The organism is Streptomyces sp. NPDC048483 (genome assembly GCF_040651455.1).
Classification (GTDB): Bacteria; Actinomycetota; Actinomycetes; order Streptomycetales; family Streptomycetaceae; genus Streptomyces.
Genome location: NZ_JBEZJZ010000018.1, coordinates 40,036 through 61,249, shown reverse-complemented (window position 1 = coordinate 61,249; position 21,214 = coordinate 40,036). Strand labels below are relative to the sequence as shown.

20 protein-coding genes are annotated in these 21,214 nt (G+C 71.4%); 8 read left to right on the top strand and 12 right to left on the bottom strand.

The window, feature by feature from the left end; all coding sequences use genetic code 11:
- The first annotated feature begins 159 nt into the window (after positions 1–159).
- Positions 160–1,209, top strand: coding sequence for a C40 family peptidase (locus AB0D04_RS12590; RefSeq protein ID WP_362702253.1), 1,050 nt, complete (start codon positions 160–162; stop codon positions 1,207–1,209).
- 473 nt (positions 1,210–1,682) lie between these two features.
- Here AB0D04_RS12590 and AB0D04_RS12585 read toward each other — a convergent pair whose 3' ends face one another.
- From AB0D04_RS12585 to AB0D04_RS12570, 4 genes are all read right to left on the bottom strand, one after another.
- On the bottom strand, positions 1,683–2,804 hold the full coding sequence (locus tag AB0D04_RS12585) for an alpha/beta hydrolase-fold protein (RefSeq protein ID WP_362702324.1): 1,122 nt from the start codon (positions 2,802–2,804) through the stop codon (positions 1,683–1,685).
- A gap of 212 nt (positions 2,805–3,016) precedes the next feature.
- Positions 3,017–3,745 carry a response regulator transcription factor gene (locus AB0D04_RS12580; RefSeq protein ID WP_362702252.1) on the bottom strand — a complete coding sequence of 243 codons (729 nt, stop codon included), beginning with the start codon at positions 3,743–3,745 and terminating at the stop codon, positions 3,017–3,019.
- Between the two features lie 201 nt (positions 3,746–3,946).
- Positions 3,947–5,248: a PspC domain-containing protein gene (locus tag AB0D04_RS12575; RefSeq protein ID WP_362702250.1), complete on the bottom strand. Its 1,302-nt coding sequence runs from the start codon at positions 5,246–5,248 to the stop codon at positions 3,947–3,949.
- A gap of 149 nt (positions 5,249–5,397) precedes the next feature.
- Positions 5,398–7,059 (bottom strand): protein kinase, encoded by a 1,662-nt coding sequence (locus AB0D04_RS12570; RefSeq protein WP_362702248.1) that lies wholly within the window; start codon positions 7,057–7,059, stop codon positions 5,398–5,400.
- 308 nt (positions 7,060–7,367) lie between these two features.
- Here AB0D04_RS12570 and AB0D04_RS12565 point away from each other — a divergent pair, with 308 nt between their 5' ends.
- Positions 7,368–8,801 carry a PspC domain-containing protein gene (locus AB0D04_RS12565; RefSeq protein WP_362702247.1) on the top strand — a complete coding sequence of 478 codons (1,434 nt, stop codon included), beginning with the start codon at positions 7,368–7,370 and terminating at the stop codon, positions 8,799–8,801.
- Entirely contained in the window at positions 8,798–9,004 is a 207-nt protein-coding gene (locus AB0D04_RS12560) for a hypothetical protein (RefSeq protein WP_362702246.1), read from the top strand. The genes AB0D04_RS12565 and AB0D04_RS12560 overlap by 4 nt, the downstream gene beginning before the upstream one ends.
- Before the next feature lie 104 nt (positions 9,005–9,108).
- On the opposite strand, the gene AB0D04_RS12555 is transcribed toward AB0D04_RS12560, so the two are convergent.
- Both AB0D04_RS12555 and AB0D04_RS12550 read right to left on the bottom strand, forming a co-directional pair.
- Positions 9,109–9,654 (bottom strand): TQO small subunit DoxD, encoded by a 546-nt coding sequence (locus AB0D04_RS12555; RefSeq protein WP_362702244.1) that lies wholly within the window; start codon positions 9,652–9,654, stop codon positions 9,109–9,111.
- A 205-nt stretch (positions 9,655–9,859) separates the two neighbouring features.
- Positions 9,860–11,140 (bottom strand): hypothetical protein, encoded by a 1,281-nt coding sequence (locus tag AB0D04_RS12550; protein ID WP_362702242.1) that lies wholly within the window; start codon positions 11,138–11,140, stop codon positions 9,860–9,862.
- 861 nt (positions 11,141–12,001) lie between these two features.
- Here AB0D04_RS12550 and AB0D04_RS12545 point away from each other — a divergent pair.
- Both AB0D04_RS12545 and AB0D04_RS12540 read left to right on the top strand, forming a co-directional pair.
- Positions 12,002–12,139 (top strand): hypothetical protein, encoded by a 138-nt coding sequence (locus AB0D04_RS12545; protein WP_362702240.1) that lies wholly within the window; start codon positions 12,002–12,004, stop codon positions 12,137–12,139.
- Positions 12,140–12,148: 9 nt separating this feature from the next.
- Positions 12,149–12,907 carry a hypothetical protein gene (locus AB0D04_RS12540; protein ID WP_362702238.1) on the top strand — a complete coding sequence of 253 codons (759 nt, stop codon included), beginning with the start codon at positions 12,149–12,151 and terminating at the stop codon, positions 12,905–12,907.
- Positions 12,908–12,995: 88 nt separating this feature from the next.
- Here AB0D04_RS12540 and AB0D04_RS12535 read toward each other — a convergent pair whose 3' ends face one another.
- The gene (locus AB0D04_RS12535) at positions 12,996–13,781 is read right to left on the bottom strand and encodes a class II aldolase/adducin family protein (protein WP_362702237.1); all 786 of its coding nucleotides are present in this window, start codon (positions 13,779–13,781) and stop codon (positions 12,996–12,998) included.
- Positions 13,782–13,944: 163 nt separating this feature from the next.
- Here AB0D04_RS12535 and AB0D04_RS12530 point away from each other — a divergent pair, with 163 nt between their 5' ends.
- A complete protein-coding gene (locus AB0D04_RS12530; RefSeq protein WP_362702235.1) occupies positions 13,945–14,406 on the top strand; it encodes an SRPBCC family protein in 462 nt (153 codons plus the stop codon).
- A gap of 96 nt (positions 14,407–14,502) precedes the next feature.
- Here AB0D04_RS12530 and AB0D04_RS12525 read toward each other — a convergent pair whose 3' ends face one another.
- Positions 14,503–15,129: a TetR family transcriptional regulator gene (locus AB0D04_RS12525; protein WP_362702233.1), complete on the bottom strand. Its 627-nt coding sequence runs from the start codon at positions 15,127–15,129 to the stop codon at positions 14,503–14,505.
- An 80-nt stretch (positions 15,130–15,209) separates the two neighbouring features.
- Between AB0D04_RS12525 and AB0D04_RS12520 the strand changes: the two genes are divergently transcribed.
- Entirely contained in the window at positions 15,210–16,148 is a 939-nt protein-coding gene (locus AB0D04_RS12520) for an oxidoreductase (RefSeq protein WP_362702231.1), read from the top strand.
- 7 nt (positions 16,149–16,155) lie between these two features.
- Here AB0D04_RS12520 and AB0D04_RS12515 read toward each other — a convergent pair whose 3' ends face one another.
- From AB0D04_RS12515 to guaA, 4 genes are all read right to left on the bottom strand, one after another.
- Positions 16,156–16,569 carry a hypothetical protein gene (locus AB0D04_RS12515; protein ID WP_362702230.1) on the bottom strand — a complete coding sequence of 138 codons (414 nt, stop codon included), beginning with the start codon at positions 16,567–16,569 and terminating at the stop codon, positions 16,156–16,158.
- Between the two features lie 79 nt (positions 16,570–16,648).
- Complete coding sequence (locus AB0D04_RS12510) at positions 16,649–17,533, bottom strand: 2-hydroxy-3-oxopropionate reductase (RefSeq protein ID WP_362702228.1); 885 nt, start codon at positions 17,531–17,533, stop codon at positions 16,649–16,651.
- Positions 17,534–17,621: 88 nt separating this feature from the next.
- Positions 17,622–18,206, bottom strand: coding sequence for a Uma2 family endonuclease (locus AB0D04_RS12505; RefSeq protein WP_362702226.1), 585 nt, complete (start codon positions 18,204–18,206; stop codon positions 17,622–17,624).
- A 123-nt stretch (positions 18,207–18,329) separates the two neighbouring features.
- Complete coding sequence (gene guaA, locus AB0D04_RS12500) at positions 18,330–19,913, bottom strand: glutamine-hydrolyzing GMP synthase (RefSeq protein WP_362702225.1); 1,584 nt, start codon at positions 19,911–19,913, stop codon at positions 18,330–18,332.
- A gap of 245 nt (positions 19,914–20,158) precedes the next feature.
- Between guaA and AB0D04_RS12495 the strand changes: the two genes are divergently transcribed.
- Positions 20,159–20,464, top strand: coding sequence for a chorismate mutase (locus AB0D04_RS12495; RefSeq protein WP_362702223.1), 306 nt, complete (start codon positions 20,159–20,161; stop codon positions 20,462–20,464).
- Positions 20,465–21,214: the final 750 nt, after the last annotated feature.

Sequence of the window (21,214 nt, the reverse complement as noted above, 5' to 3'; positions counted from 1 at the left end):
CATCGGTCACGGCAGGCACCTTGCGACCCAGTGGACGGCGGCCGCACGGTCAGTCACCCATCACCCCCGGTCGAAAGCCGCCAATTCCGGGCAACTGGGCGCAACGCCGTGACCCGCAGGTTTAGCGTCCTCGGGTCGGCCCGGCCCGTAGGGAAGGAAGTGACGGCCCCAGTGGCGTCGCACCGCAAGACCAAGCAGCACCCGCTGGCCCTCGCCGGCGGCTCCCGCACCGGCCGTACGGCCGCCACGCTGGCCCTGGCGGGCGCCGCCGGCGCCACCGCCTTCGACGGCACCGGCCAGGCCGCTCCCCGCCCCACCCCCGCCCAGGTCAAGGGCCGGGTCGATGCGCTGTACCAGGAGGCAGAGGTGGCGACACAGCACTACAACGGCGCCAAGGAACAGGCCGACGCGGCACGGGCGGAGCTGGCCCGGCTCCAGGACGAGGCCGCCCGCCGGACCCAGAAACTGAACACCGCCAAGGCGGAGCTGGGCACGATGGCCGGGAGCCAGTACCGCTCGGGCGGCGTGGACCCGGCCGTACGGCTGATGATGTCCGCCGACCCGCAGCGCTATCTGGACGGCGCCACAGTCCTGGAGCGCGCGGGCAGCCACCAGGCCAACGCGGTGGCCGGTTACGCACGCCGGCTCGGCAGCGTCCGCCAGGTCCGCGGCCGCGCCGAGGCCACCGCGGAGCGGCTGGCGCGCCACGAAGGCACGCTGAAGCGGCAGCGCCTCACGGTCGTGCGGAAACTGGGCGCCGCCGAGGCGCTGCTCGACCGGCTGACGGACGAACAGCGGCGCCGGATGTCGCCCAAGGACGAGCCCCCGACGGACGGATCCGCCGCAGCCCCCGCCCCCAACTCCCGTGCCGCACAGGCCGTTTCCTTCGCCCACGCCGCCCTCGGCAAGCCGTACGTCTGGGGCGCGACCGGCCCCGCCGCGTACGACTGCTCGGGCCTGACCCAGGCGGCCTGGAAGTCCAGCGGCGTCTCACTGCCCCGTACGACCTACACCCAGATCGGCTCCGGGACGCGCATCGACCGGTCCCAACTCGCCCCCGGAGACCTGGTGTTCTTCTATTCCGGCATCAGCCATGTGGGCCTCTACATCGGCGACGGCAAGATGATCCACGCGCCGCATCCGGGGGCGCCGGTCCGTATCGCGCCCATCGACGAAATGCCGTTCGCGGCGGCGACGCGTCCTGCCTGATGGGTGCGTCCCACGTTGCCGGGTGCCCGTCCCTTCGGGGTGCGTCCCACGTTGCCGGGTGCGGCGCCGTGCCTCGTCCGTTGTTCTGGGCCCGCCTTCGGCGGGATCGGGGGAGGTTGTGGGGTTGGCCGCGGGGCGATGTCGTGGGGTGCGGGGCCGGTCCTCCAGGACTTCGTCCCTACGGCCCGGCCCCTCCCGCCGGTTTCGCGACCACCCCTGGGTGGGCGGGAAAGGGTGCGTGGCAGGTTGCGCATGCCCTGCACCCGGCGGCCGTCGTCTGTGCCCCTCCTCCCACCGGCCGGAGGTCGACTACGGACGGGAGGCGGCAGGCTGTAGGGACGAAGTCCTGGAAGCCTGACGTCGCACCCACCGCTCCAGAAACGCGACCGCGTCGGCCAACCCCCACCCCGCCCGCCGAAGGCGGGCAAAGCGCAACCCCCACGGCGGGAAAGCCGACAACGTGGGACGCCCCGTCAGGAACCCACCTGCTGGCCCAGCCACCGGAAGACCTCCGGCACCTGGGTCTGCCACACCGCCGTGGTGTGGCCGCCACCCGCCGCGAGTTGGTGCACGGTCACCGTCGTCGGCGGCTTGGCGATCTGGCGGAGGCCGATGCCGGCCTGGTAGCCGTCGCCCGCCGCGCCGGAGACGTACAGGGCGGTACGCGGCGGCCGACCGGTGGCGTTCGCCGCCTTCAGGATATGCATCGGGTTGGACTCGACGCGCAGCTTGGGGTCCTTGCCGGCGAGGGAGTCGGGCTCCAGCGCCGGGTCGTTGTAGCCGGACAGGGAGACGGCGGCGCGATAGCGGTCCGGGTGGGCCAGCGCCAGCTTAGCGGCACAGTGCGCGCCCGCCGAATAGCCCGCCAGCGCCCAGGAGTCCGGCTTGCCGCCGGCCCGGAAGTTGTCGATGACCATCTTGCGTACGTCGACCGTCAGCCAGCTGTCGGCGTTGACCTTGCCGGGAATGTTGACGCAGCCGGTGTCGGCGCCGGTGAGGATGTTCGTACGGGGCGACACCAGGATGAACGGCTTGATCTCACCGCGCTGCATCAGCGGCCGCAGCTGCTCGCCGACGTGCAGTGACCCGTACCAGGCCTTGGCCGAGCCGGGGTAGCCGGGCAGCAGCTCGACCACGGGGAACTCCGTGTTCCGGTAGGCGGGGTCGTTGTACTGCGGTGGCAGCCAGACGTAGACCTCGCCGCTGACGCCGGAGATCCGGCCTTTGAGGTCGGTCATCTGCACGCCGGTGCCCATGCGCGGGTCGCCCGTCGGACGGAAGCGCTGGAGCTGCTTGGGCTCGTCCTTGATCTTCCGGCCGCCCATGCCGTCGGGGCCGAGGTCCTGCGCCGCCTGGACATGGCTGTCGGTGCCGAGCAGATCGCCCCAGGTGTCGTAGAGGTTGTTGGCGTTGTTGACCAGGACGAAGACCACGACGATGGCGGTGACCTGGGCAAACAGCAGCATCAGCAGCCGGGCGAGGGTGCGTATCAGGCGCGGGCCGGCTATTCGGCCCCACAGGCCGAGCGGCAGGACGACGGCGGTGATCAGCAGCGCGAGCGAGGTGAGGAAGAAGGGCGTGCCCGTCAGGCTCATCGAGATCTCGTTCCAGGACATGTACGCGAAGGACGTGGGGCGGGGCGTGGTGCCGGCCCCGTGGTTCTGGCCCCGCCTCCGGCAGTGAGCCTCTCCGCGCCCTTAGATGGCGATCCGCGTGGTCCTGGTTGCCCGTCTTTGGCCCTTCTTTACGGCACTTTCCTCGTCCTGGCCGACATCTCCCTCGTCCTGGCGGCTCGTGGCGGCGCCGCTCAGACCAGCCGCCGGGCCGCCGCCCAGCGCGTCAGCTCGTGCCGGTTGGACAGCTGGAGCTTCCGCAGCACCGCCGACACATGCGATTCCACCGTCTTCACGGAGATGAACAGCTGCTTGCCGACCTCCTTGTACGCGTATCCGCGCGCAATCAGCCGCAGCACCTCGCGCTCGCGCTGGGTGAGGCGGTCCATGTCCTCGTCGACCGTCGGGGCGTCGGTGGAGGCGAAGGCGTCCAGGACGAAACCGGCCAGCCGCGGGGAGAAGACCGCATCCCCGTCGGCGACCCGGAAGACGGCGTTGACCAGGTCCGTTCCGGTGATGGTCTTGGTGACATAGCCGCGGGCGCCGCCGCGGATGACGCCGATGACGTCCTCGGCCGCGTCGGATACGGACAGCGCGAGGAAGCGGACCGGGCGCTCGGGGTCGGCCATCATGGTGGCGCTGCGGCGCAGCACCTCGACGCCGCCGCCACCGGGGAGGTGGACGTCCAGAAGGACGACCTCGGGGCGGGTGGCGCTGATGACCGTGATCGCCTGGTCGACGTCGGCGGCCTCGCCGACCACCTCGAGGCGGGTGCGCTCGGTCTGGCCGATCTCGGCCTGGACGCCCGTACGGAACATCCGGTGGTCGTCGACCAACACGACCCGTACGGTCCGCCCTTCGTCCGCCGCGCCGCCGGCCTCGCCCTGCTCTGCGCCGCCCTGCCGGGCGTCGTCGCTGCTCATGTCGTCCGTCCGTCCCTTGCTGTTCGCTGCGTCATGGTCCCTCACGATCCGTCATGCCCCGCCCGTCATCCTCCCGCGCCCCGGCCACCCGTACGGGCCGCTTCCCCGGGCCGCTTCCCCGGGCCGCTTCCCCAGGCCGCTTCCGCCCGCCACTCGGCCCCCTCGCTCACCGCCCGGCTCATTGCCCGCTGCCGGCCCGGCTCACTCGCCGCGCTGCCCCTCCCGCTCCCTCTCCATCTCCAGCTCGACGACCGTGCCGCCGTCGGGCGCGGAGCGCAGCCGGGCGGTGCCGCCGTGGCGCTCCATCCGGCCGATGATGGACTCCCGTACGCCCATCCGGTCGGCGGGGACCGCGTCGAGGTCGAATCCGGGGCCGTGGTCGCGCACCGAGACAAAGACCGCACGGCCCTCCACCTCGGCGAACACCTGCACCGCGCCGCCCTCGCCACCGTACTTGGCGGCATTGACCATCGCCTCGCGCGCGGCCTGCAGCTGGGCGCCCAGCGCCTCGTCGAGCGGGCAGTCGCCGACGACCACGACCTCTATCGGGACGCCGTGGTGGTCCTCCACCTCGGCCGCGGCCTTGCGCACCGCATCCGCCAGGGTCACCGGTTCCTCGTCCTCCTCCTTGCCGCGGCCCTCTGGCTTGTAGAGCCAGGCGCGCAGCTCGCGCTCCTGGGCGCGGGCCAGCCGGGCCACCTCCCGAGGGTCGTCGGCGTTGCGCTGGATCAGGGTGAGGGTGTGCAGGACGGAGTCATGGACATGGGCGGCGACCTCGGCGCGCTCCTGGGCGCGGATGCGCATCAGCCGCTCCTCGGAGAGGTCCTGGGTTATCCGTACGAGATAGGGGCCGGCCAGCAGCGCGATGCCGACCACGACGGCGAGCGCGGCCTGCAGCACCGAGCCGAGATTGCGCACCGAGCCCTGGAGCACGACGATGCCGGTCACGCCGACGCCGACCAGCGCCACTCCGGCCGCGCCGCGCAGCACCGGCAGCACACCCTTGCGGCGCCCGAGCTCCAGCCACTGCGCGCGGCGGGAGTTGTCCGCCTGGCGCCATACCAGTGCGACACCGGCGCCGATCAACAGCACCGGCCAGAGGTAGCCGTTGGCCTGCCCCAGCTGGAACCGGGAGGCGACGATCGAGGCGCCTACCAGCAGCGCGAGCAGCGCGAAGACCTGCCCCCTGTCGGGTCTGCGGGTCCGCAGCCGGCGTTTGTCGTCGGCCGCCGCGGGCCGCCGGGCCTCCACGCCACCGACGCCCAGCGGCACAAAGAACCAGAACGCGGCGTAGAGCAGGGCGCCGAGGCCGTCGGCCATGAACAGGGCCACGAACACGATCCGCACCCAGGAGACCGGCAGCCCCAGATGCCCCGCGAGCCCGCGCGCGACACCGCCGAGCAACCGCCCGTCGGCGCTGCGGTAGAGCTTGCGCACGGGCGGTTCGTCGGGATCCGGCGCCGGTGCGTAGTCCGTCTCGGCGCGGGGTGGCGCGGTGGTCATGTCCTTGATGTTCACACGCCGCGCGGGCCCGGGACATCAGGGTCGACCCTGATCGGACCCGGAGTTCGCCCTCAGGGTCGGGGAGTCACACGTACCGCTGCAGTCCGAGTTGCGGCGCGCACCGGAGACCCCGCGCAGTGGATGAGGCGTTACTTGTAGCTGAACCCGTCACGTACCGCAGTGAATACCGGCACGTACTGCTGCCACCGGTCGTAGGGGGCGGAGAGGTAGATCGCATACTCCTTTTCCCCCTCGCGTCCGAACCCCAGGTCCATGGCGCGGAATTCGCGGGCCCTGCCCTGCCATCTGTACTCCCAGATGGCCGCCGGACTGCCCCGGAATATGGTGTCCTGCAGCCGCATCCGGTCGTAGGTGGGCTCCATTGCCTTCACCTGCCCCTCGACCTGCCGAAAATGCCGTACGTGGTCCGAGCTGGCAAAGTCCAGCACGCTGAGCTTCAGGTTCACCTTCCCGGAGGGATCGATGTAGTTGATCTCATCGCGCCCCGGCTTCACGCCGCGGGTCCACCCGTCGGGGACGGGAAAGGCAATGTCGTAGGCCTTCTCCTCGACACGGTGATATCCGTCCGGGGTGGGCGGCAGCTTGGTCGGGGTCGCGCCGGGCTTCGGCTTCTTGGTGGCGTGGTTCCCCGCAGGCGCACTCCCCGATGCCTCGTCCGTCGACGGGCCCAGGTAACCGGTCGCGTAGAGGGTCCCGCCCGCGATGGCCATGGCGGCGAGGACGCTCACGACGCCCCACACGACGCCGTGGCGGCGTCCCGTACGGGGCGCGGGGCCGGTCGGCCTACGGGAGTCCCCTACGGGCCCGGCCGCCGGGCCCGACACCGGCTCAGGGGCATACGCCACCCGCCGGGTAGCCGCGCTCGCCCCGTCGCCCGATGTCGCCTCCCTGCCGTCGGCCGCGCCGCCCGGAACCAGCGCGGCGCGGCCCAGCAGCGCCGTGTCCGCCTCCGCCTCCGCCGCGCGCAGCGCCTGCTCCACGACATCGGCCGTCGGCCGGTCCTCCGGCTCCTTGGCGAGCAGCGCCTCGATCAACGGGGCCAGCGCCCCGGCATTCCGCGGCGGCTCCAGCGGATCCATGGCGATGGCATACGCCGTCTCCACCGCAGTGTTCTTACGGAAAGGGGGCCGACCCTCGACGGCCTGATAGAGCGTCGCTCCCAGCGCCCACAGGTCCGACGCGGGGCCCGGCGTGCCGCCCTTGACCCGCTCGGGCGCCAAGTAGTCGATGGATCCCACCAGCTCGCCGGTCTTGGTGAGCGTGGAGGTGCCGGAGGCGACCGCGATGCCGAAGTCGGTCAGCACGACCCGGGCGTCCTTACCGAGCAGCACATTGCCCGGCTTGACGTCACGGTGCAGTACTCCTGCGGAGTGCGCGGCCCGCAGCGCCGCGATCATGCCGCGCCCGATGCGCGCTGCCTCCCGCGGGGCGAGCGAACGGCCCGACCGCGCCTCCACCTTGATGGCGTCACCCAGCGTCGAGGACGGCACGTACTCCATGACGATGCACGGCATCCCGCCGTCGTCCACGACGTCGTGCACCCCCACCACATTGGGGTGGTTGATGCGGGCCGCGGCCTGCGCCTCCCGGGTGGTGCGCTCGTAGCGGGTGGCGAGTTCGTCCGGCTCCAACTGGGGTGACACGTGGAGACGCTTGACCGCCACCTGGCGCCCGAGGACTTCGTCCCGTGCCCTCCAGACGGTGCCCATACCGCCTTGGCCTATCCGTTCGACCAGACGATATCGCCCGGCGACCAGTCGCCCCTCGTCCACCGACGCCGCCTCCACCACCCGCACGCCCTTCCGGAAACCCGTACGTATCCAGGGCGCAACGATAGTCTCCGGCGCCGGCCGATCGGCCTTCGCCCGCCGCTCATCGGCGCCTCAATTTCCGGTCTCCGAGAAGTCTCGGGGGAATATGCGGATATGGGGAGCCCCCGCGGGACGTCAAAAACCGACCGCTGGGACGGCTACGGCACCGGCCGCGCGGATGCGTCGCGACCCACCGGCGGTGCGGCGCTGCATCTCAGGGTGATCTCAGGGATCTGTCAGGGTTCCCACGGATGCCGGGTGTCCGTCGCTGTTGTCACCATGGGTCCATGAACGATGCACCGGTCGAGGAGTCGGCGCCGTCCGCCTCCTCCAGCCCCGCCGGCACCGCCCCGCCGCATCCGCCGCTGCGCCGCAGCCGGCGGCACAAGGTGATTGCCGGGGTGTGCGGCGGGCTGGGCCGGCAGTGGGATCTCGACCCGGTGATTTTCCGGATCGTGCTGGCCGTCCTCACCGTCTCCGGCGGCATCGGCCTGATCGTCTACGGCTTCGCCTGGCTGCTCATCCCGCTCGACGGCCAGGAGGAGAACGAAGGCCGCCGGCTGCTCTCCGGACGGGTCGAGGGCTCCGCGCTGACCGCGCTGCTCTTCGCGCTGGTCGGCTGCGGGCTGTTCCTGACGACCCTCGGCAAGGGCAGCGCGATGTCCTTCGTCATCATGCTGACGCTGGCCGTGGCCGGTTCCGCCTACTGGTCGCGCCGGCGCCGCCAGGCCGAGGCCGAGGGCCTGGAGTCGGTGGACGCCGCGACCGCCCAGGCCGTCGCCGACGCCCCACCCGAGACCCAGGCGCCGCCTGCGCCGAACACCCCGTCGTGGTGGCGCGATCCGCGCTCCAAGGAGGCGATGGCGCGCCGGGGCTATCTCTGGGGCCCCGTCCACGAACCGTTCGACATCACCTACGAATTCGAGCACGGCGTGCCCGGCGCCACCGCGCAGCGCGGTGAGTGGTCCGTGGGAGGGCGCCCGCAGCCCCCTGCAGACCGCCTCGTCCGTGCCCCGCGCCGCGGCCCCCGGGGGCGGTCCATAGGCGGCTGGACGTTCCTTCTGGCGATGCTCGCCGGTGCAGGCACCGCCCTCGCCGTATCCCGGCACGACACCCTCGCCACCGCGCTCCAAGCGGGCCTGAGCTGTGCTCTGGTGGTCTTCGGTCTGGGCCTGGTGCTCAGCGCCTGGTTCGGCCGTACGGGCGGCGGCACGGTCTTCATGGTCGTGGTGACGGCCCTGCTGCTGGCGGGTGCCACCGTCCTGCCCGACAACATCACCGCCGACTGGCAGCAGCGCACCTGGTCCCCCGCCACCGTCGCCGCCGTCCGGCCGCATTACGAACTCGGCTCCGGGGACGGCAAGCTGAAACTCGACGGACTGTCACTCAAGGACGGCCGTACGCTCCGCACCAGTGCGGAGGTCGGCGCCGGTCGCCTCCTGGTGACACTGCCGCGGGGTGTCACCACCACCGTCCATGTCACGCTCGGCCTCGGCCATCTCCGGCTGGCCACCGACGCCACCAGGCATCAGGACATCTTCTCCGCCGCCGGTAGCGAGCGGACGGTCACCCTGCCCGCCACCGGCCTGAAGAAGGGCGAGAAGCCCCACGGCGCGCTGGACCTGACGCTCGAGGTCGGCGCCGGCCAGGTCGACATCCGCACCGCCCCGGACGCCGCCCCGCCCCCGGTCCCGACCCCCCGCCAGGGAGCCGCCCCATGAAGCGTCACCCCTTCGAACCGGCCCGTCTGATCTCGGGCGCCGCCGCCACCGCCGTAGGCACCGGCTACGGCCTCGATGCCCTCGGCATCTGGCACGCCCCCGGCCCCTGGCTCTTCCTCGCCCTCCCCGCCGGCCTGATCCTCTCCGGCATCGCTGCCGCCATCTGGGCCACCACACGCCGCCATACGGCGCACGACGCCTGACCCACCGCCCCGGCCCGGCCACCGGCCCACCAGGCACCTCACCCAGCCGACCACCGACCACCGACCGCCGACCGCCGACCGCCGACCGCCGACCGCCAACCACCTCACCCGAACAACTGCGCCCCGTGCCGACTACGCCGCACCCGCAGCACCGCATCCAGCGAAAACCGCGGCGCGCCCGCCATCACCAACGGGATCCAGGCGATGAGGTAGGCGAGGTCATTGCCGTAGTAGTACGGCTGGGTCGCCCAGCTCACGGTGAGCCAGAGCGTCAGCGATATCAGCGCGCCACCCAACGCCGCCAGCCGGCCGAGCAGGCCTACGAGCGTCCCGATGCCCACGGCCAGCTCGCCGACGGCGATGGCATAGCCGAAGCCGACCGGGCTCTTCTGGGCGAGGTCGACCAGCACCGGCAGCGCCGCCGTGTCATGGACCCGGCTCAGCATCTCGCCGAGCGAGCCGGTCCCCCGGGCGGCCAGAAACGCGGAGTCCGTCAGCTTGTCGAGCCCTGCATAGACAAAGGTGATGCCCAGGAAGAGCCGCAAGGGGAGCAGGGCCTGGCGCGCCAGGCCCGCCCGCATCCCGGTGCCGGAGTCACCGGCGCCCGTCCCTCCCAAGTCGGCACCGACCGTACGATTCGCGTGCACCATGACGTCCGCCTCTCCGTTGGCACCAGGCGCAGACGATTGTGCCTGCACCCGGCCCTCCTGGGGAGGTACGTACGCACATAGGTATCGGGTTCAACCAGTCGACGCCCGCGAGCCGCCCGTCAGTCGCACACCGGCCGCCCAAAAGCGGCACGTCGCCCACACACCGGCCGCCCACAGGCAGCCCGTCGGCCGCACGCCGCGGGGCTCACTCCTGGACGTCGATCGGATACCCGTCCGTCTCCACGCCCGCGGCCGTGACCACCCGGACCTCCACCCGCCCCGGCTCCACATCGACCGGCACCGGCACGGTCAGCACCGCATCCGTCGGATTGGCGAAGCCGCCCGCCACCGGGACCAGAGGCACCGGGACATGCACCGCACCGATCCGTACGACGGTACGGGCCAGCCGGTCCGGTGCGCCGGCGCCCGGCGGGACGAAGCCGGTGCCGCGGATCTCGATGTCATCGCCGGTACGGATGGGCGCCGCGAGATCGCCCAGCTCCCGGGACCGGACGACCGACAGAATGACCGGACGGCCGCCCGCCACCGCCTTCGCGGCCAGATACGTCGCGCCGGAGAGGAGGACGAGACCCACCAACCCCCAAGGGAGGGCCGGCAGTTGACCGGGCCGCCGGGCCAGGCACACCAGCGCGTACCCCATCACAGCACCGTTCATCAGCACATACTGCGCATCCGGGAAGCTGCCCCGCCCCGCGTCGTCCGCCAGGAGATCGGCGGCCCGCGGCCGCTCGGCGGGCACCTTCTGCAACCGCCCCGTCCGGACCCGTACGGCCACCAGGGCATGCGCCAGCACCGCCACCGCGCACCCGGAGAACACCACCGCCAGCAGGGCACCGGAGTGCGGGAGCTCCAGGCCGTCCAGGAGGCGGCGCCGCTCACCGGACCGGGCCGCCGCCAGCCGGACGGCCGCCATCAGCACCGCGTACAGCACGACGGTCACCCACCCGGCCGCGACCGCGCGCGAGGTGGACAGCCGGCGGTCCTCGCCGATCAGCGGGGCCGCCGCGCCGCCGTGCGCGCGGTGCCGCCAGGCCGCCGCCGTCAGGACGAGCGCCAGGACGACGGCCGCGATCAGCCCCGCCGTACGGGCCACGGTCCAGCCTGTCCCGATGGCGGTCAGCGCCTGCCCGAGCAGCAGCGCCACCACCGCGGCCCACACCACCAGCAGGGTCCGCCGCCGTACGACCGCAAGCCAGGTGATCCCTTCGGCGGTGGCGCGCTCGGCCAGTGCCCTTGCGGACAGGGTGAGTTCGTCGGAGACCCACTGCCGGGCGGCGCCGGCGGAATGGGCGAGCCCGGCCGGTACACCCCGCCCGGCGGCGAAGTCCTCGCGCAGCGCGACGAACGCGGCGACCGCCTGTCGATGCCCCGCGCGGGCGCCGTGCGGGCACTGTCCGCACAGACAAGCTCCGCCGCCCTCCGGCTCGCCCGTTCCGGCCACCCTGCCCGCCGCCTCAACAGACACGTCCGTTACCGCCCTGCACCATCGTCATCGTCATCGTCGCCATCGTTGTCGCCGCGGCGGGTTCCTGCCCCAGCCGCGGCGGTTGTCTTCAACTTGCCGTTCCTGGACGGGAATTGTGCCTCAGATGACGGGTCCCCCTACCAAACGGCCAGTTGGCGCGGGGTGGCGCGGGCCCGTGCAGGGTTGACGCGGGGGCCCCGGTCCGTACGGGACGCACCACAACGTCAAGTACGCCCGCATATGCGCCACTTACCACCTTCGAGGGAACCGGCGGAGATCGACGGCTGAGCCGCGCCCCGCCCGTGCAGGCTCTCCGGCGTGTGGGAAATAGATCGATCACGCCGGCTCGCGGCCTGTCTCGCGACCGCCGCCTTCGCCGTGCCGTTCGGGATCGCCGTACTGGCGGCCCCGGCCACCTCAGCACTCGCTCACGACCGCCCCACGAACCACCTCACCCAGCCCAGCCCCCATCCCGTCACTCATCCCAGCCCCCATCCCGTCACTCGCCACCGCACCGTCGTCAGCCACCGCACCGTCGTCAGCCAAGGCGCGGGCGCCGGCGACAACTGCGCCTATGCCGGGACACGCCCACCCGTCCACGTACCGACCGCATGGCCGATGCCGCGCGGCTGGCACTTCCCCTGTACGTCGGCCACCCCGACGCCAAAGCCGCCTCCCCCGGCACCGGCTCCCCGGAAGCCGCGTGCCGCAACGCCTCCGAAGCCGCCGCCGCCAACGCCGCGGCCCACTCCCCCGCCACCGCGGCACACCGACCCGCCGCCGCCCCCGAAGGTGACTCCCCGACGTGCCCCGAACCCTCCCAAGCCCTCCCCCGCCGCCCTGCCGCACAGCCGCCCCCCGGTGACCCACAAGCCCCGCGCCGGGCGCTCCATGGTGACCAGGACCCTGCTGGTCACCGCCCCGGCCGTGCTGGCCGGCGCCGCGCTCCGTCCCCGTTCGAGCTCCTCGTCCGGTTCCGCCGGGCGCCGTTCCTCGTAGGAGGTTTCCATGTCGCAATGGCTGGTATTGACCATCGCCATGGCCGCTGCCTGCGGCGTCGTCCTGGCCATCACGGTTCTCAGGCAGCGCCGGATCGGCGAGGACGACGACCCGTCCGAAACACCCGATGTCATCGAATACATGACGATGATGGTGGGGGTGGTCTACGCGATCGTCCTGGGCCTGGCCATCGCCGGCGTCTGGGAGGCCCGCAGCGCCGCCGAGGACGTCGTACGGACCGAGGCGCAGGCGTTGCACGAGGTCAGCACGCGGGCGGCGGCGTATCCGGCGCCCGTGCGGGCTCGTATCCGCTCCGACGTCGACGCGTACGTCAGCTACGTCGTCCACAAGGAATGGCCGGTCATGGCCGACCAGCAGCACCTCACCCAGCGCGGTACGGACCTGCTGGCCAAGGTCCGTAGCGACGTCATCGACTACCACCCGCGCAACGACTACGAGGGGCAGTCCTACCAGCCGCTCGTCGACCAGGTGGGCGCGGCCGACGACGCCCGCAACAGCCGTGCGGACGCCGCCGATTCGACGCTGCCGGGGGTGGTGTGGTTCGGGCTGATTGCCGGGGCCGCCATCACCATCGGCCTGATCTTCACGCTCCAGATCCGGCGCTCGGCACGTGAGCTGCTGATGGCCGGGCTCTTCAGCGCGCTGATCGCCTTCCTGCTGTTCCTGGTGTGGGACTTCGACGCACCCTTCAGCCGGGGCATCTCGGCCGGGTCCGATGCCCTCACGGACCTGTTCCCGCACCTGTGAGCCGGTGCCGCTGATCCGGTGCCGTTGACCCGGCGCCCCTGACCCGTTGCCCTGCGGGCCGCTCCCCCGGCCTGCAGGGCACTCGGACTCAGTTGAAAAGATCCGGCTCGCTCCGCGCAATCTGCTGATACAGCGGCTGGTAATTGATCCACGCGACGAGATCATTACCGAGCTGCTCGCGCGTGTGCACCGCATTGTGGTGATCGATCGGCACCGGCTTGCCGGCCGCCTTCGCGGTCAGCTGCACCTGGCACGACCGCTCCATGGTGATGAACCACCAGGCCGCCGCGTCCACCGAGTCGCCGACCGTCAACAGCCCGTGGTTGCGCAGGATCACGGCCTTGTGCGGCCCGAGCGCGGCGGCGATCCGACGGCCCTCCTCCTCGTCCACGACCACGCCCGTGTAATCGTCGAAGAGCGCATGGTCCTCGTAGAACGCACAGACGTCCTGGGTGATCGGGTCCAGCAGCTCCCCCAGCGAGGACAGCGCCCTGCCGTACGTGGAGTGGCTGTGGGCCGCGGCCACGACGTCCGGGCGGGCCTGGTGAACCTGGGAATGGATGGCGAACGCCGCCTGGTTGACGTGATAGCGGCCCTCGACGACCTTGCCGCCCGCGTTCACCAGGATCAGATCGCTCACCGTGATGTGCTTGAAGGACATCCCGAAGGGGTTGACCCAGAAGCAGTCGGTGAACTCCGGGTCGCGGGCGGTGATATGTCCCGCCACGCCCTCCTCGAAGCCGAAGCGCCCGAACAGGCGCAGCGCCGCGACCAGGCGCTCCTTGCGGTACCGCCGCTCATCGTCGACGCTCTCATGCGTCGGCGGCATCGCGAACTGCAGCAGTTCGGTGGGTATGGGCGTCGGCTCGGGCATCGCGGCTCTCCTGTCTCGCACGTACGGCTTACGGCGCTCCCCCTACGGGCGGAAGCTACCCTCCGGTACTTCAGAGGGCCAGGGCTGTGACGGGCAGCAGTGCCCGGACCGGCATGATGAGGTCCCGGCTCCATCGACGAACGCCCGACACCGGAGGCGACACATGAGGTCCATATCGGTCACCAGGGACATCGACGGCACGCCGCAACAGCTCTTCGCCGTCCTCCGGGACCCCGCCCGGCACGCCGAACTGGACGGCTCGGGCATGCTGCGCGGCCGGCCCGACGGCCCGTCGCTCCTGGGCCCCGGCGACCGGTTCAGCATGGGGATGCGGCAGGGGCGGATCCCGTACCGGTCGGTGAATGTCGTGGTGGAGTACGAGAAGGACCGACTGATCGCCTGGGAGACATGGGGCGAGTTCCGCGGCCGTCGGCTCGTCGGCGGCCAGCGCTGGCGCTACGAACTGGCCGCCACCGGGGCCACCACCCATGTCACCCACACCTACGACTGGTCCCGCGCCCGGCTCCCCCGCCTGGTCATCGAACTCCCCGGCTACCCCAAGCGGATGGGCCCGGCCATGACCACCACACTGGAACGCCTGGCTACCGCCGTAGCCAACCGCTGAGCCGCGCGTGCGGACCGACGGGTCGAAGGTCGGTCGGCAGGTGCGGCACCCGCGACGCCGGACCGTCGGGGCGAGCGTGTACCTGGCCCGTACGGGTCAACCCCGCCGTTCGCCGGTGTCCAACGCCGGGGCGATGACGGCGAAGGCCCGGTCGGTCAGTACGGCGGGGTCCTCGGCGCCGTCGCTGCCGCTCCACCGTTGCAGCACGGTGTCGAAGGCGGTGAGCGCCATCCCGGCGGCCAGCTGCACGTACAGATCGGTCTCGGTGTCGAGCTCCAGGCGGCGCGCCAACTCCGCCGCCAGGTCGTCGCGCCACTGCGCCTGGCGCTCCAGGAAGCGTGCGCGCAGGGCGGGGGTCCGCAGAATCAGCTGAACCACTCGCAGCGCCCTGCCGGCGTGGTCGGAGCGGTCGGCGCAGGCGGCGAGAGGGACCGAGACGGCGTGCTGCAGCGCCACGGAGGGGCGCTCCCCGAGGGGGCGGGCCGCCAGCTCTGCGCGCATGCCGGTGCCCATATCGGCCAGGAACTGGACGACCACGTCCTCCTTGGACGCGAAGTACCGGAAGAACGTGCGCTTGGACACTCCGGCGGAGGCCGCGATCTCGTCGATGGTGACCGCGTCGAACCCTTTCAGCGCCAGCAGTTGCAGCGCCGCTTCGGTCAGTTCGTTCGCGACGAGCTCACGTTTGCGCTGGGCCAGGCTCACTTCAGGGCGGGAGGTCACCGGGCAATGGTAGCGCCATGCCACGCATGGCACTCGGTAGCGTCTTGACACCGAGTGACACACGCGGCAACGTGTGCCGCATGACACAAGAGCAGCGCTGGACTGTCGAGCAGATCCCGGACCAGTCCGACCGGGTGTCCGTCGTCACCGGGGCCAACAGCGGCCTCGGCCTGGCGACCACCCGGGCCCTCGCCCGCCGGGGTGGGCACGTCATCCTCGCGGTGCGCGACGAGGGAAGGGGGCGTCGCGCGGCCGCGGAGATCACCGCCGAGCAGCCGGGCGCCCGGCTCGAAGTCCGCCGCCTCGACCTGGCCGATCTCGACTCGGTCCGGGCCTTCGCCGATCGGCTGCACACCGACCATCAGCGGCTGGACGTGCTCATCAACAACGCCGGCGTGATGGCGCCGCCCCGGTCGCTGAGCGCGCAGGGCCACGAGGTGCAGTTCGCCTGCAACCATCTCGGCCACTTCGCGCTCACCGGGTTGCTGCTCGACCTGCTGGCTTCAGGCCGCGACCCCCGCGTGGTCACGGTGAGTTCGGTCAACCACCGCAAGGGGCGCCTCCACTTCGATGACCTCACCGGCGAGCGCAGTTACTCGCCCATGGGCTTCTACAACCAGTCGAAGTTCGCCAATGCCGTCTTCGGGCAGGAACTCCACCGCCGGCTGACCGAGGCCGGCAGCCCGGTGCGCGGCGTGCTCGCCCATCCCGGCTACACCGCCACCAACCTGCAGACCAGCGCGCCGATCGGCCTGTGGCGGGTCGTCTTCGGCCGCATCGGCAACCCGCTGTTCGCCCAGGCCCCCGCCAGTGGCGCGTTGCCACAGCTGTACGCCGCGACCGCCCCGGATGTGGAGAGCGGTCAATTCATCGGTCCGGACGGCCTGGCCGAGCTGCGCGGCGGTCCGACGCAAGTGCAGCTGTCCCCCGCGGCGGCCGACGCCGAAACCGGCCGCCGCCTGTGGGAGTTGTCGGAACGCCTGACCGGCGTGCGGTTCGCCCTTCCGGCCCCTGCCTGAACGGCCGTCAGGGCAGATCGATGCGTCCCAGCCACGCCGGCTTCACGGGCACCCCGTCCGCGTAGTGCTCTTCCGACGGGGGCGAGGGCGGGGGCGGCACCGCAGGCTCCGGTTCGACCTCGCGTGTGGCCGCCGGTTCAGCCGGTGCGGCGGTGTCGTCCAGCAGCTCCGCGAGGGTGAACCGGACGCTGTAGGACTGCAAGGCGCCATCGCTGACCAGCAGGAAGCCGTCGCCGTTCCGGAAGAGCCGACGGCGCTTGGGACTTCTGGGGTGCTCCGGCCTGAAGCTCCGGGCGCGCCTCTCCAGCTCCGCCAGAGCCTCTTCGCGCGCGCCCTCCACATGCGCCAGGACATATGCCTCCACGCGCTTGCGCTCCGCCGCACCCACGGTCATCTCGATGATCAGCCCCCATGTCGCCATGCATCGCCCCTTCCCCCTGGGATCGGGACGCAGCCTCGATCGACGCGGAATTCCCGGCGCTGACGGGCATGTTGCGGGGCTACTCCTGGCCGTAGCCGCTCAGCAGCTCCGCCCCGCGCAGCAGCGCCGAGTGGTCCAGGGCGCCGTCGCCGCGGGCCACGGCGGACGCGATGAGCTGGGCCGCGACGGCGCCGACCGGGAGGGGGGCGCCGACGGTGCGGGCGGCGTCGGTGACGATGCCCATGTCCTTGTGGTGCAGCTCCAGCTTGAAGCCGGGGGTGAAGTCGCGGGCGAGGAGGTTGTCCTTCTTGCGGGCCAGGACGGCGGAACCGGCAAGTCCGCCGCCCAGGACCTCCAGCGCGGCGGCGAGGTCGACGCCGGACTTCTCCAGGAAGACCACGGCCTCCGCGACGGCCTGCAGATTGACGGCGACGATCAGCTGGTTGGCGGCCTTGACGGTCTGCCCGGCCCCGTGCGGGCCGCAGTGCACCAGGGTCTTGCCGACGGCCTCGAGGACCGGCCGCGCGGCGTCGAAGTCGGCCCGGTCACCGCCGACCATGATCGACAAAACCCCCTCGACGGCACCCGCCTCACCGCCCGACACGGGGGCGTCCAGCACCCGGATGTCCTTGTCGGCGGCGGCCTTGGCCAGGTCGATGGAGGTCTGCGGGGTGATGGAGGAGTGGTCGATGAGCAACGCGCCCGCCCGGGCGTTCTCCAGGATGCCGTCGGGCCCGTACGCGACCGCCTCGACCTGCGGGGACGCCGGAACCATCGTGATGACGACGTCCGCGTCACGCACCGCCTCCGCAATGGACGCCGCCTCCGTGCCGCCCGCCGCGATCAGCGCGTCCGCCTTGCCGGGGCTGCGGTTCCAGCCGAGCACGGTGTGTCCGGCCCTGGCGAGGTTCGCGGCCATGGGGCTGCCCATGATGCCGAGGCCGATGAAGGCAATGGTGCTCATTGCGCCACACTCACTAACTTCCACAGAATGGAATCCATCTGCCGCTATTCGGAATCCATGATGTGTGGCGCACAGTGGGGCGTCAACCTCAGAGCTCGTCGATGGCGGTCAGGTCGATGTCGATGTCGTACGGGGCGGGGAGCTTGAGGCGGTCGTGGTACATGCCGTTAGCCTTGTACACCTTCTTCTCAGGGTCGAGTTCGTAGACGTAGATGACCGGGCGCTCGTTATGTCCAGCCATCTCGACCCGCCAGAAGTGCGGGATGCCCGCTTCCGCATACAGGTGCGGCTTGCGCTTGCGGTCGCGGGACTCGGATTCCGGGGAGACCACCTCGACAGCGAGCACAACATCTGCTACCTCGAAATAGGTCTGCTCGCGACTAGTCACGGCCTCGGCACGGACGACCGAGACATCCGGCTCGGGCCCGTTGCGCCTGTCAGTCACCACGGTCATCTCGCGCTTGACCTTCAGCTCTGGCGGTACAGTGCAGCGCAGCCCGCTCACCAGCAAGTCGATCGCGTCGCTGTGAAAAACACGCTGCGGACTCACAAAAACCAAACTCCCGTCGATCAACTCCGTGTGCGGCGGGAGGTCGGGCAGCGTCAGCAGGTCGTCCACGGTGTAACCGTCCTGCGGCGGCACCGGCCAGTGGTGCGCGGTCTCAGCGGTCATAAGTCCTCCCATGGACGGGATTCTGGGCCGTAGCGCCAGCGTAGCGAGGGCAAACGACAACGCCGCCACTCAAACGAATGAGCGACGGCGTTTCGTTCACGTCAGCGGGAGATCACTCGGGGATCACTCCCACTCGATCGTCCCCGGCGGCTTGCTGGTCACGTCCAGCACCACGCGGTTGACGTCCGCGACCTCATTCGTGATGCGGGTCGAGATGCGCGCCAGGACGTCGTACGGCATCCGCGTCCAGTCCGCCGTCATCGCGTCCTCCGAGGAGACCGGGCGGAGCACGATGGGGTGGCCGTAGGTGCGGCCGTCGCCCTGGACGCCCACCGAGCGGACGTCGGCGAGCAGGACCACGGGGCACTGCCAGATGTCGCGGTCCAGGCCGGCCGCGGTGAGTTCCTCGCGGGCGATGGCGTCGGCCTCGCGCAGGAGGTCGAGGCGGTCCTTGGTGACCTCGCCGACGATACGGATGCCCAGGCCGGGGCCGGGGAACGGCTGGCGGTGGACGATCTCGTCCGGCAGGCCGAGCTCGGAGCCGACCATCCGGACCTCGTCCTTGAACAGCTGGCGCAGCGGCTCGACGAGCTCGAACTCGATGTCGTCCGGCAGCCCGCCGACGTTGTGGTGCGACTTGATGTTGGCGGTGCCGGTGCCGCCGCCGGACTCGACGATGTCCGGGTAGAGCGTGCCCTGGACCAGGAACGCCACGGGGTGGTCGTTCGGGGCCTCGGCCACGATCTCGGCCTGGGCCTGCTCGAAGACGCGGATGAACTCGCGGCCGATGATCTTCCGCTTGGTCTCGGGATCGGACACCCCGGCCAGCGCGTTCAGGAACCGCTCCTGGGCGTCGACGACCTTCAGCTGGACGCCGGTGGCGGCCACGAAGTCCTTCTCGACCTGCTCGGACTCGCCCTTGCGCATCAGGCCGTGGTCGACATAGACGCAGGTCAGCTGGTCGCCGATGGCCTTCTGTACGAGGGCGGCGGCCACCGCGGAGTCCACGCCGCCGGACAGCCCGCAGATCGCCCGCTTGCCGCCGACCTGCTCGCGGATGGCGGCGACCTGCTCCTCGACCACGTTGGTGGTGGTCCAGTTCGGCACGATGCCCGCGCCGCGGTAGAGGAAGTGCTCCAGCACCTGCTGGCCGTGCGTGGAGTGCAGCACCTCGGGGTGGTACTGGACGCCGTAGAGCTTCTTCTCGTCGTTCTCGAAGGCGGCGACCGGCACCACGTCCGTGGACGCGCTGACCGTGAAGCCTTCGGGGGCGGCGGAGCAGGCGTCGCCGTGCGACATCCAGACGGACTGCTCGGCCGGGGTGCCCTCAAAGAGCGTCGAGCCGGGCTTGGAGACGGACAGCGCCGTACGGCCGTACTCGCGGGCGCCGGTGTTGTCGACGGTGCCGCCGAGGGTGGTGGCCATCAGCTGGAAGCCGTAGCACATGCCGAAGACCGGGACACCGGCTTCGAACAGGGAGCGGTCGAGGCTGGGGGCCCCTTCCGCGTAGACCGACGAGGGACCGCCGGAGAGGATGATCGCCTTCGGGTTCTTGGCGAGCATCTCGGCCACCGGCATGGTGGACGGCACGATCTCGCTGTAGACCCTGGCCTCGCGGACGCGGCGGGCGATGAGCTGGGCGTACTGCGCACCGAAGTCGACTACGAGGACGACGTCCGGGGCGGCGGCAGGGGGTCCTGATGACACTTCGGCGGCCTTCCGGCGGTGGAACAAGGGGTTGGACTTTCGATTCTAACGGGCTCATACTTGGCGCCATGTCCAAGCAGCTGACCTTCGTCTTTACCTATGGCACCGGCCCGTCCGGCTGCCATGGTCGTGCTGCTTGATCAACTGACAAGCAACTTCCCAGGCGCCCCGGGCCGACAAGGCCCGGGGCGCCTGCGTTCGGGATCATGTCGGCTCCGGGGACACCCACCCCAGGAGATACGGATATGAGCACCGAGACCGCGACCGCCACCCCCACCGCCCCGGACACCGGCGCCCGCACCCCCGAGGCCGCCGGGCTGATCACCGACGCGCGCAGCCGGATCGACGATCTCGACGGCCGGATCATCGGCCTCGTACAGGAACGGATGGCCGTCTCGGCCGTCATCCAGCGCGAGCGCATCGCCTCCGGCGGGCGCCGGGTGAACCTCTCCCGCGAGATGGAGATCCTCGAGCACTACCGCAACCAGCTCGGCAAGCCGGGCACCGCGCTGGCGATGACGTTGCTGGAGCTGTCCCGGGGCCAGATCTGAGACGGGCAGGACAGAGACGGGCAAGGCCGAGGCGAGCAGGGCCGAGGTGGGCAGGGCCGGCGCATGGCCGGATTCCGTCGGTCGGCGCGGGCGCGTGGTGCCAGGGCTCGCGCCCGGCGCAGCGGCCGGATCTGAGTTCGGTTGCCGACTCACCCGTACGGCGCGTGACCGGCCGCCGAGGGGCTTCGTTGTTCCCGGTGCCACGCCAGCCAGGCGCGGCCTGCAGGACTACGCGTAGACGCCGCCCCACGGGCGGAAAACCGGAGCGATGAGACGCCGGCCGCTTGCCGCGGTCCGCGTCGTGGGACCTCGTTCCGGTGCCGTGGCCGGTCAGCAGGGGACAGCAGCCCGGTCACATCCGATGGGGTGGTCGGTCCTGGGGACGCCCGGGACCGACCGCATCCGGTCGAAACGGTTGCGCCGGGTGAGGCGCATCCAGGACGATGCTTGCCGTACCACTTACCGCGCCTGGTGCGGCCCTCGGCATTGCCATTGGTCCGACCACAGCGCGGCCCGCACCATCCCGAACCACCCCATAGCCAGCGGCGCTACCCCCCCCCCAGCGCCGCCCGTCGGTGCCGGCGCTGCCCTGACGCCGACACCGAAAGCCAAGGGCCCCGTGGCCGTCCGCACTCCCCCCCTCGCGGACGGTACCCGGGGCCCTTCGCTGTGCCCGGCCCGTACGGCGGCTGAGCACCGACGACGAGGCGACTGCGCGAGCCCTGTCCCGTCGGCCGCGCGCTGTCTGTG

Coding starts and splice junctions, on each gene's coding strand:
- AB0D04_RS12585 (WP_362702324.1), bottom strand. CDS start 2,804: ATGAGCCTGACGGGCACGCCCTTCTTCCTCACCTCGCTCGCGCTGCTG.
- AB0D04_RS12580 (WP_362702252.1), bottom strand. CDS start 3,745: ATGAGCAGCGACGACGCCCGGCAGGGCGGCGCAGAGCAGGGCGAGGCC.
- AB0D04_RS12575 (WP_362702250.1), bottom strand. CDS start 5,248: ATGACCACCGCGCCACCCCGCGCCGAGACGGACTACGCACCGGCGCCG.
- AB0D04_RS12565 (WP_362702247.1), top strand. CDS start 7,368: ATGAACGATGCACCGGTCGAGGAGTCGGCGCCGTCCGCCTCCTCCAGC.
- AB0D04_RS12560 (WP_362702246.1), top strand. CDS start 8,798: ATGAAGCGTCACCCCTTCGAACCGGCCCGTCTGATCTCGGGCGCCGCC.
- AB0D04_RS12555 (WP_362702244.1), bottom strand. CDS start 9,654: ATGGTGCACGCGAATCGTACGGTCGGTGCCGACTTGGGAGGGACGGGC.
- AB0D04_RS12540 (WP_362702238.1), top strand. CDS start 12,149: ATGTCGCAATGGCTGGTATTGACCATCGCCATGGCCGCTGCCTGCGGC.
- AB0D04_RS12535 (WP_362702237.1), bottom strand. CDS start 13,781: ATGCCCGAGCCGACGCCCATACCCACCGAACTGCTGCAGTTCGCGATG.
- AB0D04_RS12530 (WP_362702235.1), top strand. CDS start 13,945: ATGAGGTCCATATCGGTCACCAGGGACATCGACGGCACGCCGCAACAG.
- AB0D04_RS12520 (WP_362702231.1), top strand. CDS start 15,210: ATGACACAAGAGCAGCGCTGGACTGTCGAGCAGATCCCGGACCAGTCC.
- AB0D04_RS12515 (WP_362702230.1), bottom strand. CDS start 16,569: ATGGCGACATGGGGGCTGATCATCGAGATGACCGTGGGTGCGGCGGAG.
- AB0D04_RS12510 (WP_362702228.1), bottom strand. CDS start 17,533: ATGAGCACCATTGCCTTCATCGGCCTCGGCATCATGGGCAGCCCCATG.
- AB0D04_RS12505 (WP_362702226.1), bottom strand. CDS start 18,206: ATGACCGCTGAGACCGCGCACCACTGGCCGGTGCCGCCGCAGGACGGT.
- AB0D04_RS12495 (WP_362702223.1), top strand. CDS start 20,159: ATGAGCACCGAGACCGCGACCGCCACCCCCACCGCCCCGGACACCGGC.